Origin of the sequence: Bradyrhizobium sp. (assembly GCF_036009065.1) — a bacterium.
Classification (GTDB): Bacteria; Pseudomonadota; Alphaproteobacteria; order Rhizobiales; family Xanthobacteraceae; genus Bradyrhizobium.
Window position 1 is genome coordinate 1 of sequence record NZ_DASYMN010000327.1, and the last position, 6,712, is coordinate 6,712.

Here is a 6,712-nt window from a genome sequence, read left to right on the forward strand (position 1 = left end):
GTCGTTGAGCATCTCGCGGATCGGCTCGTGGTCGCCGGTCACATAGTTCACCACCGGGAAGTAGAGATACTGGCCGTCCTCGAGCATGTAGTCGTACGCCACCTCGTCCGGCGTGCGGTTTTCGCGCGCGGCGATTGCGCCTACGCTCTTCTCCGGGCCGGGCTCATAGTCCGGCGGGTTGCCCATGGTGAAGAACCGGTCGAAGCGCGTGGTGATGAGCTGGCGGAACTGCGCGAGCTTGGCGATTTCGGCATCCGACGGCGCGTCGGCCAAAATTGTCCGCCGCGTCTGCGGATCGCGCAGACGCCGCCGCTGCTCCTCGATCGGCAGATGTTCGATCGCCTTGTAGCTCGGCCGCACCGTGAACGGATTGAGCGCGGTGCCGATGCCCATCATGACTCCGATGGGCCGCCCTGCCACTTGCGCGGTCAGCGGCAGGCCCTCGGCGCGCGCTGCACGCACGGCCGTCATCAGGCGGCGCCAGCGTCCCGGGTCCGTGTAGCGGTCGGTGAGCAGGAACCAGACCGGCCGGCCCGTGGCCTTGGCCTGCTTGCGCATCCAGCGCAGTTCGTAGTCCTCATCGTCGAAGTCGGAATTCATGCCGAACGCGCCGGTGCCGGTGATGCCCAGCGCCTGACCGATGCCGAGCAACTCATGATCGTCGGCATCGCGCGACGGCACCAGGTCGCCATCCGGCGTCTTGTGGGAGTCGGTGCGCGACGTGGTGAAGCCGAACGCGCCCGAGCGCAGCGCCTCGACGGTGAGGTCGCGCATGGACGCTATGTCATCCGGCGTCGCCGCCTCGCGCCGCACCGCGCGGTCGCCCATGACGTGGACGCGCAGCGGCAAATGCGCAATCTGCGCCGCGACATCGATCGCGCGCGGCCGGCGGTCGAGCTCATCCATGTATTGCGGGAACGTTTCCCATTCCCAGTTGAGGCCGGCGGCCAGCACCGGATTGGGGATCTCCTCGACGCCTTCCATCAGGTCCATCAGCGCGCCGCGATGCTCCTTCTTCACCGGCGCGAAGCCGACGCCGCAATTGCCGAACATCACCGTGGTGACGCCATGCCAGCACGAGGGCGCGAGCAGCGGGTCCCACATCGCCTGCCCGTCGTAATGCGTGTGCACGTCGACCCAGCCGGGCGTGACAAGGAGCCCGTCGGCATCGATCTCGCGCCGCGCCGGGCCCTGCTTGCCGCCGACCGCCGCGATGCGTCCTTGCGCAATCGCCACGTCGCCGGTGAACGCGGGCGCGCCGCTCCCATCGATGATGCTGCCGCCGCGGATGACGATGTCGTGCATGGGGGGCTCCTTCCGGTGGGAAAGAAGGCGATCATGCGCCGGAGGAGGGGGAGGGGCAATGGCGATCGACGCTGGGGGGCTATGCAGGGTCGCGGCGCGCGCCCACCGCTCGTAGTCATTCGGCTACTTGTGGTGTTGTAGTCCATAGGCTACATTGTGTCATGATCGAAGTGCGCCAGACGCGTGAGTTCTTCGGCTGGTTGCGTCGTTTGAAAGATGACAACGCGGCGACACGGATCGTCGGCCGCATTCGTCGAATGGAACAGGGAAACCCAGGTGACGTCGGAAGCGTCGGCATGGGCGTGATGGAAATGAGGATCGATTACGGTCCGGGCTATCGCGTCTACTTTGTCCGGCGCGGGTCGGCGATCGCGATCCTGCTGTGCGCCGGCGACCACGCAAGCAACAGACATCAAACGAGCGCACGTGCTCGCTCGCGAAATAGCAGAGGGGCGATAAATGATCGAAACGACACGGTTCGATGCCGCCGAGTACCTCGGCACGCCAGTGCGGCAGGCGGCCTACATCACGGCGGCGCTGGAAACCGGCGAACTTGAATTTGTGCGTGACGCGCTCAGGCTCGTCGCGCGGGCGCAAGGGATAGCGGGTATCGCTAAAACGGCCAAACTGAATCGAGAGAGCCTGTACAAGGCGCTCGGCGATGCCGGTAATCCCGAATTCGATACCATCTTGCGCGTCATCCGCGCGCTCGGGTTGACGCTCTCCGCCCGCCCTGCACAGAAGAAGCGGGCGCCGAGGAAGCGCCGCGCCGCGTAGGAGGCGCTACTTCGCCGCCACCTCCACTGGCTTCACACCCCCATCCTCCGCTTCACCCACACGAACGCCGGCCAGGCGAAAGCCGCGATCGTGCTGGCGGTGAGCACCGCCGAGACCGGCCGTTCGAAGAACGGCAGGATGCTATTTAAATCGTCATGCCCGGGCTTGTCCCGGGCATCCACGTCTTTCTTCGGTAATTGCCGCAGGAAAGACGTGGATGGCCGGGACGAGCCCGGCCATGACGGTGGATGGTCGTGCGTCATCTGCCGTTCCGACTTGATCAGCGAGGTGACGAAGGCCTGCTCGACCATGGTGCCCTATGACATCATAGCCTCCAATGCCGCTGCGAGGCTGTGGTGGAATATGACGATCCACTTGTCGCCGTGCTCCTCTTCCGGATCGCAGGGCCACCCGCAGCGCGCGCCTCGAACGCGCCGGCATGGCGCAGCAAGGCCGCCGCGCCAGCGAGCCCGGCCGGTTGCGCGTGCGCCAGCGCCCACGCCATTCGCGTTTCGGTGCTGAATGCAGCCCGCTGCGCCGTGAGCGCCGCAGTCCAGCGCGGATCGTCATTCGTTCCGATACCTTGTTCTCGATCCCCATCGAACCATTCCTGGCGCCGCTCTTCCGGGATGTTTTCTTCCAGACGGGAGACGTGCAAGCAGGCTTGATCGAGCCGTGCACAGGCCGCCTTGTGCGCCGCGATGGCGGCAAAGACGGGGTCGGGTGTGAGGAGAGCAGGGCCAGCGAGCGCCGGAGCGGCGACGCCGGCAAGCGCGGCGGCAATTGCGTTGCGGCGCGTGAGTTTGCTAGACGGTGAGGCAGCCTTGGACATGGCTAATCTCCATGTTCGGGGTTAGAGCCGGTCACGTGTTTGCGCACGTGGTCGGCTCGCTGTTTGGGTGATATGAACAACGCGATGGACGCGAGCGGAAATGAATTCCGATCGCGAGACTATTGGTAACACCGTAAGTGCGCAATGTCAACACAAAAGGTAATACCAAAGAAGAAAATGGGCCGTCCGGCTACAGGACGCGATCCCATAAGGACGTTCCGATTGTCCGACGAGAAGGTCGCGGAAATCGACGCTTGGGCCGCGCGGCAGCCCGAAAAACCCTCACGCTCCGAAGCGCTTCGCCGCCTCATCGATCTCGGGATAGAGGCATCGAGTTCGCGCGGGTCGAGCCGCAAGCGCTGATGGCGTAGAACAGCGCCAGGCTTCGGAAAGGTTGGTGCGATTGTTGCATGATTTTTCAATGAAAAATCTTGCACAAACTCGGACTTTGTACCAATATTACATCATGACAAAGCTCCAAGAGCTCAAAAAGCGCCTACGACCGGGGCAAGTTTATCGGCGCGGGCATTTGGCCCGCTGGTCGAATGCGGTCGATCGTCATCTAAAACAGTTAGTTGAGGAGGGAACGCTCACAAAGCTTGCCGGTGGTCTGTACGCCTATCCGCAGGCGACCGTGTTTGGGAAAGCACCCGCAGAAGATGAGAGACTGGTCGAAGCTTTTCTGAAAGACGACCGGTTTCTTCTCGCTTCGCCTAATGCGTACAACAGCCTCGGCGTTGGCACGACGCAACTCTATGACAAGACTGTGGTGTATAATCACAAACGCCACGGCGATTTTTTGCTGGGTGGGCGCAAGTTTGCATTTCGCGTAAGGCCGTCGTTTCCGAAGTCGCTCACGAAAGAATTCTTGCTGGTCGATCTCGTAAACAATCTGGATCAACTTGCCGAGAATAGGCAGGAAGTACTTGCGCGTGTCGCAGAAAAAGCCGCGTCATGCGATGTGCGACGACTGGAACGCGCTTCGCATAACTACGGAAACGTCAAAACCAAGAAGTTTTTTTCTAGCGCGTTGAAGCCGGCGGTGGCGTCCCATGCCGGCTGACTACCTTCACAACCACAAGCAATTTCCTGAGCTAATTCGTATTGTCGCCGGACTAAAGAGTATCGATCCCGCGCTGGTCGAGAAAGACTACTGGATCATGCATTCTCTGTACGGTTTGCAAAAGTTGGGGCTGACCTTTGAACTAAAAGGCGGCACCTCGCTCTCAAAAGGCTTCAAGATTATCGAACGGTTTTCGGAGGATATTGATATTCATATCGATCCCCCTGCCGATCGGAACGTAAAGACGGGCAGGAATCAGGACAAGCCTGCGCATATGAAGAGCCGCAAGGATTTCTACGACTGGCTGGCCGAAACCAAGCTTCGAATTGACGGCATCGACAGCGTGAAACGCGATACCGCGTTCGACAGCGAGAAGCTGTTCAGCGGTGGGATTCGTTTGCGCTACCGAAGCTTTACCAGCCGAATTGACGATCTCAAAGAGGGCATTTTGCTTGAAGCCGGTTTCGATGCGGTTACACCAAACACCCCGAGGGACATCAGCTCCTGGATATATGATCATGCCGCCGATCGAGTTGAGTTAGTCGACAATCGAGCCAAGGGCGTGGCGTGTTACGATCCGGGCTACACCTTCGTCGAGAAACTTCAAACGATCTCGACTAAATACAGGCAACAGCAAAAAGAAAAACAATTTCCACCGAATTTCTTGCGCCACTACTACGACATCTACAGTCTTCTTGAACGTCCAGAGGTTCAAGCTTTTATCGGGACAGATGAGTACGTTGAGCATAAGAACCGGCGATTCCGCAGTCTCGACAACAAGAACATCGCAAAAAACCAAGCCTTCATTCTGAGTGATGCCGAAACGCGAAAAACATACGCTGCGACATACGCGAAAACGAGCGCTCTCTATTACGGCAGGAAGCCGACCTTTGATCAAACCCTTGAACGGATCAGTGGGTGGATTGATCGGCTGTAACTAGGGCATATCAGGTGAAGCCCGCTACCGCTTTTGCAATGGAAACGCGGTTTCATTTGAGGTTATTGCTCGGATGGCCCTCACCGACCTGTGTAACACCTCTACTCCGCCGCGGCCGCCTGCTGCGCCGGCGTGAACTTGCGCTTGATCCACACGAACAGCGGCCAGGCGAGGGCGGCGATCGTGCAGGCCGCAAGTCCTGCCGAGATCGGCCGTTCGAAGAACGGCAGAATGCTGCCATCCGACTTGATCAGCGAGGTGACGAAGGCCTGCTCGACCATGGTGCCCATCACGATGCCGAGCACCATGGCGGCCACCGGATAGCCGTTCTCCTCCATGACGTAGCCGATCAGGCCGAAGCTCGCGACGGTAATCACGCCGAACAGGTTGTTGCCGATCGCGAACGAGCCGACCGCGCAGCACAGCATGATCACCGGCATTACCGAGGCGCGCGGCGCGCGCAGGATATGCACCGCCATGCGGATCATGATGATCCCTAGCGGGATCATGATGATGTTGGCGATGATGAAGAGCAGGTAGATGGCATACATGCTCGACGCTTTTTCGGTGAACAGCGTCGGGCCGGGGTTGAGCCCTTTCATGTAGAGTACGCCGATCGCGATGGCCGCGATGGTGTCGCCGGGAATGCCGAACAGCAGCGAAGGCACCCAGCCGGACGCAACGCTGGCGTTGTTGCTGGCGCCGGCTTCGACCAGCCCCTCGACGTGACCGGTGCCGAATTTTTCCGGCGTCTTGGAAAATTTCTTCGACATCGCGTAAGAGACCCAGGCTGCCATGTCGGCGCCCGCGCCCGGCAGCACGCCGATGATGATGCCGACGATATTTCCGCGCGTCATCTGCCAATGATACAGCTTGGTCAGCCTCCACTGGCCGGCCATGATGCTTCCGAATTTGCGCTTGGGCAGCGGTGGCGGCTCCGGCGTCATCATCGCGCGCATCACCTGCGCCACCGCGAACACGCCGACCAGCGCCGGGATCGGCTCGATGCCGCCGAACAGGTCGGTGAGGCCGAAGGTGAAGCGCGGCACGCCGCCCGGGTTCTCGATCCCGATGCACGAAACCAGGAGGCCGAGCAGCATCGCGGCGATGGCTTTTACGGGCGATGAGCGCGCAACCAGCGTCGCGCACATCAGGCCGAGGAAGGCGAGCCAGAAATATTCGAAGGTGGAAAACGACAGCGCGATTTCGGCGAGCGGCGGCGCCAGGATCATCAGCGACAGCGTGCCGGCGATGCCGCCGACGGCGGAGAACCACACGCCGGCCCCAAGCGCAAGTTCGGCCTGCCCCTTGCGCGTCATCGCATAGGCTTCGTCGGCATACGCCGCCGAGGCCGGCGTTCCGGGTATGCGGAGCAGCGCGCCCGGAATATCGCCGGAGAAAATCGCCATCGAGGAAGCCGCCACTATTGCCGCAATCGCGGCGATCGGCGACAGATAGAATGTCACCGGCACCAGCAGCGCGGTCGCCATGGTGGCGGACAGGCCCGGCAACGATCCGACCACCAGGCCGTAGATCGATGCCAGCAGCGTCACGATGATGACTTCCCAGGTCGATATCAGCGCCAGCGCCTCGATCAGTGTTTTCAGCATCGCATCACCACGGCATCGGCAGCAGCCCGGCCGGCAGCGGCACGCGGAGCATCTTGCTGAAAATCAGATGAATGCCGATCGGCGCCAGCACGGCGAGTGGAAGCGAGAGCTTCCAGCGGGCGCCGAGCGCGGTCGACGTCGCGAACACGATCAGCGCGGCCGTGATGATGAAGCCGAGCCGGTCCGCC

General features: G+C 61.3%; 9 protein-coding genes. 4 read left to right on the top strand and 5 right to left on the bottom strand.

The window, feature by feature from the left end:
• Positions 1-1,305: N-acyl-D-amino-acid deacylase family protein (locus VGP39_RS20235; RefSeq protein WP_327569869.1), on the bottom strand; the 1,305-nt coding region annotated here is incomplete at its 3' end.
• Positions 1,306-1,466: 161 nt separating this feature from the next.
• On the opposite strand from VGP39_RS20235, the gene VGP39_RS20240 reads away from it, so the two are divergent.
• Positions 1,467-1,862, top strand: a complete 396-nt coding sequence (locus VGP39_RS20240; RefSeq protein WP_327569870.1) for a type II toxin-antitoxin system RelE/ParE family toxin — start codon at positions 1,467-1,469, stop codon at positions 1,860-1,862.
• A complete protein-coding gene (locus VGP39_RS20245) occupies positions 1,765-2,082 on the top strand; it encodes an addiction module antidote protein (RefSeq protein WP_327569871.1) in 318 nt (105 codons plus the stop codon). Before VGP39_RS20240 ends, VGP39_RS20245 begins: the two co-directional genes overlap by 98 nt.
• 32 nt (positions 2,083-2,114) lie before the next feature.
• On the opposite strand, the gene VGP39_RS20250 is transcribed toward VGP39_RS20245, so the two are convergent.
• Positions 2,115-2,393 (bottom strand): hypothetical protein, encoded by a 279-nt coding sequence (locus VGP39_RS20250; protein ID WP_327569872.1) that lies wholly within the window; start codon positions 2,391-2,393, stop codon positions 2,115-2,117.
• A gap of 14 nt (positions 2,394-2,407) precedes the next feature.
• Positions 2,408-2,914: a hypothetical protein gene (locus VGP39_RS20255; protein ID WP_327569873.1), complete on the bottom strand. Its 507-nt coding sequence runs from the start codon at positions 2,912-2,914 to the stop codon at positions 2,408-2,410.
• A 397-nt stretch (positions 2,915-3,311) separates the two neighbouring features.
• Between VGP39_RS20255 and VGP39_RS20260 the strand changes: the two genes are divergently transcribed.
• Both VGP39_RS20260 and VGP39_RS20265 read left to right on the top strand, forming a co-directional pair.
• Entirely contained in the window at positions 3,312-3,977 is a 666-nt protein-coding gene (locus tag VGP39_RS20260) for a hypothetical protein (protein ID WP_327569874.1), read from the top strand.
• On the top strand, positions 3,967-4,914 hold the full coding sequence (locus tag VGP39_RS20265) for a nucleotidyl transferase AbiEii/AbiGii toxin family protein (RefSeq protein WP_327569875.1): 948 nt from the start codon (positions 3,967-3,969) through the stop codon (positions 4,912-4,914). Before VGP39_RS20260 ends, VGP39_RS20265 begins: the two co-directional genes overlap by 11 nt.
• 101 nt (positions 4,915-5,015) lie before the next feature.
• Here the strand turns inward: VGP39_RS20265 and VGP39_RS20270 are convergent, their stop codons facing one another.
• Complete coding sequence (locus VGP39_RS20270; protein ID WP_327569876.1) at positions 5,016-6,524, bottom strand: tripartite tricarboxylate transporter permease; 1,509 nt, start codon at positions 6,522-6,524, stop codon at positions 5,016-5,018.
• A gap of 4 nt (positions 6,525-6,528) precedes the next feature.
• On the bottom strand, positions 6,529-6,712 hold a 184-nt coding region (locus VGP39_RS20275), incomplete at its 5' end, for a tripartite tricarboxylate transporter TctB family protein (protein WP_327569877.1).